The sequence below is a fragment of the Amycolatopsis sp. NPDC004169 genome (genome assembly GCF_040610315.1).
In the GTDB taxonomy this organism is placed as follows: Bacteria; Actinomycetota; Actinomycetes; order Mycobacteriales; family Pseudonocardiaceae; genus Amycolatopsis.
In genome coordinates this window covers 1-3,297 of record NZ_JBEXMD010000100.1, presented here as the reverse complement: position 1 = coordinate 3,297, position 3,297 = coordinate 1, and the positions used below count along the sequence as shown (strand labels likewise).

Sequence of the window (3,297 nt, the reverse complement as noted above, 5' to 3'; positions counted from 1 at the left end):
GCCACGGCGGGGCGGCCCGCCCACCGGCTCGGCGCGGGGGGGGCGGCCGGGTCGCCCGTCCCCCCCCACCACGGGGAAGCTGGCGATCATCGCGCCGGAGGCGGACGGGCCGGCGGCCGCACTCGGGTTGCGGCGGCCGCCGGACCCGGCCGACGACGTGGTGGTGCTGACCCCGGCCGAGGCCAAGGGGCTGGAGTTCGACGCGGTGGTGATCGCCGACCCCGCCGCCGTCCTCGCGGCCGGCCCGCACGGGCCCAACGACCTCTACGTGGCCATGACGCGGGCCACCCGGTCGCTGGGTGTCGTCCATTCCGGGCCGGTGCCGCGGGAACTGCGCTCGCTGGCGGAACGGCCGGTCAGCTCCAGGCGATCTTGAACACCCACGTGTAGCGGCCCGCCTGCCGGGCGGCGGCCGGGACGTCGATCACCAGCGCGCCGTTTTCCACGCTCCAGTGCAGGTTCCCGCGGTACCCGAGCAGCGTCACCCGGTCTCCGCGGCGGATCGGGACCGGCGCGTCGACCGCCAGGCGGCTGCCCGGCGCGGTCAGCGAGTGCACGTAGAAGGCTTCGTTCTGCTTGACCGTGAAGCGCAGGTCGCCGAGCTGCGCCAGCCGGGACCAGTACGTCGTGCCGTAGATGGCCTCGCCGTTGACCTTCAGCCACGCGCCCGCGTCCCGCAGGTGCTTCTGCATGACGTCCGGGATCGTGCCGTCGAAGTCCGGGCCGATGTCGAGCAGGAAGTTCCCGTTCTTGGACACGATGTCGACGAGCGTGCGGACGACCTCCTCCGCCGTCATGTACCGGTCGTCGGGGGTCGCGCGGTTGTAGCCGTAGGAGAACGGGTCGAGGCCGCGGCTGGCCTCCCACTTCGCCACCACGGTGTTCGGGTAGGTCGTGTACTCCGGGGTGGTGAAGTCGTGGTCGGGGATGCCGCCGCGGTCGTTGTAGGTGACGTCCTTGGGGCGCTTGCGGTTCTTCGCGCGGTTGAAGTACTCGGAGATCACGTTCCGCGTGTCGTTGACGCCGCCGATGTCGAACCACAGGACGTCGGGGTCGAATTCCGAGATCAGCTCCAGGACCTGGGGCGCCTGGTAGTCGCGGACGAAGTCCTTCCCCGCGGTGTAGCCGGTGTAGGGCAGCGGCGCGCCGGTGTAGGGGTTGCGCGGCGCGTGCCCCATCCACGGGTTGTCCGGGTTGAACCACTCCGGCAGGGAGAAGTACAGGCCGTTGCGCAGCTGCGGGGTGTACTTCCGCGACGCCGCGAACAGCTCGGCGATGATGTTCCGCTTCGGGCCGAGCTTGACGGAGTTGCGGTCACTGACCTTGGTGTCCCACAACGCGAAGCCGTCGTGGTGCTTGGACGTCAGCACGTAGTACTCGGCACCGGCGTCCGAAATGAGGTTCAGCCAGCTGCGCGGGTCGAACTTCGCCGCGGTGAAGAGCGGGATGAAGTCGTCGTAGGCGAAGTTCTCGCCGTACTTCTGCCGGTGGTAGGCGTAGGTGGCGCCGTTCGGGTCCTGCTGGTTCTGCCAGTACCACTCCGCGTACTGCTGCCCCACCGGCGCCCACGCGGGCACGGCGTAGACACCCCAGTGGATGAAGATGCCGAACTTGCCGTCGGCGAACCAGTAGGGCGCGCGGTGCGCCGAGAGTGACGCGTCGGCCGGCCGGAAGTCCGGGACGCCGAGGGTGACCGGGATCTGCCGGGTGGCGAGGGTGCCGCGGCCGGCGCTGACGCGGAGCTGGCCGTTCGTCGTGGTGCCGGGCGGCACGGACGCGTTCGGGGCGAGCCCGAGCCGGACCGTCGCCTGCTCCCCCGGCGCCAGCGCACGGATGGTCGCGGGCACGGTCGTCCGGCCGCCGGGCACGTCGAGGGTGACGCTCACCCGGTCGCCCGCGCCGAGCCACACGGTGCCGGCGTTGACGATGGTCGCTTCGGCGGCCTGCGGACCGCCGTCGGTCAGCAGGTTCGCCGTCGACCGGCCGTCGAGGACCAGCGCCGAGCGGCCCACCGCGACCGGCTGGAGGGTGAGGGCGAAGACGTGCAGGCTGGAGACGTTCGGCGCCGGGTTCGCCGTCGTGGGCAGGGTCAGCGCGACGGCTTCGCGGGCCGGGTCCAGCCAGACCTGGCCGGTGGCCAGGGAAACCGGGTTTTCGTCGACGACACCGCCGGGTGCGTAGCGGAACGGCGAGACGAGCGCGCCGCTGCCGGTGTACCAGTCGGGGCCGGAGAGGGACCCGGTGCTCGTGCTGCCGTCGGCGTAGTGCACGGTCGCCGGGCCGCCCGCCGCGCCGTAGCTGGCCGCGACCAGGAAGTACGCGGCGAAGTAGCGGCCCTTCGGCAGGTCGATCTTCTGCCCGGTGGCGGCGATGTTGTTCTTCGCCCCGGCGGCCGCGGACCCGAGCTCGAACGGGACACCGCCGGCGGTGACGGTCTGCCCGGCGGGGATGTGCTCGGCCGGGAAGGTGTAGCCCGAGCCGTCGAAGTCGCCGCCGGTGGCCGACGCGCTGTCGATGCCGTCGTTGGTGAACCAGGCGCCGAGGGCGACCGGCACGGGCGGCGGGGGCGGGACGATCGGGGTGCCGGCGCGGTCGGCTTCGGCGTCGGCGGGGACGGCGGCACCGGCGGGTGCGCGGCCGGCGGCGCTGAGCGCGACCGCACCGCCCAGGGCGATGCCGAGGGCTTGACGGCGGGGGAAGGTCGACACTGAACCTCCAGGGATCGGATGACTACGGCGGATTTTCGGCAGAGTTCAGACCCAGAAGACTCATCTGCCGCTGACGGAAGTGATTCATCCGATGACTGAGCCTGCTTGGCGGCCTCCGCCGTGTCAAGAGGCCAACCGGACCGATCGAAGTGAACCGCGCTCGTGTTCGCCGCGTATCACTGGGTGACGAGCTGCAGCACTCGCACCGAGAACAGCCGCACCGAAAGGCCAGACCGATGTCCACCCACCCGAACGCGCTGAGCCGCCGCGCGATCGCCATGCTCAAGGCGGTCGCCGCAGGCCGTGCCGAGCTCCGCTGCAGCTGCGAACCCGACCTCCGCGTCGACGGCTTGTCCTGCTGCGACCAGAACACCGCCCACGACCTCGCCCACGCCGGCCTGGTCAGAGCCACCCGGCTCGTCGCACCCGGCCAGTGGGCACCCGCCGAACTCACCGAAGCGGGCCACCGCGCCCTGGCGGGACCTCCCGCCGCCGCAGCTTGAGCCTCCCGCTCGACGCCGTGAAGGCCACCTCGCCGACACCGAAGACGGCGTCAAGGCCTACCTCGGGGGAGAAAACGACGAAGCCG

Annotated in this window: 3 protein-coding genes; 2 read left to right on the top strand and 1 reads right to left on the bottom strand. The window is 71.8% G+C overall.

The genetic code is table 11. The features are described from left to right. Positions 1–376: ATP-binding domain-containing protein (locus tag ABZX11_RS48105; protein WP_354925903.1), on the top strand; the 376-nt coding region annotated here is incomplete at its 5' end. Here the strand turns inward: ABZX11_RS48105 and ABZX11_RS48100 are convergent. Continuing rightward, positions 357–2,708 (bottom strand): alpha-L-fucosidase, encoded by a 2,352-nt coding sequence (locus ABZX11_RS48100; RefSeq protein ID WP_354925900.1) that lies wholly within the window; start codon positions 2,706–2,708, stop codon positions 357–359. The two genes, ABZX11_RS48105 and ABZX11_RS48100, sit on opposite strands and share 20 nt — an antisense overlap. A 236-nt stretch (positions 2,709–2,944) precedes the next feature. Between ABZX11_RS48100 and ABZX11_RS48095 the strand changes: the two genes are divergently transcribed. Further along, positions 2,945–3,211 carry a hypothetical protein gene (locus tag ABZX11_RS48095; RefSeq protein WP_176177502.1) on the top strand — a complete coding sequence of 89 codons (267 nt, stop codon included), beginning with the start codon at positions 2,945–2,947 and terminating at the stop codon, positions 3,209–3,211. Positions 3,212–3,297 lie beyond the last annotated feature (86 nt).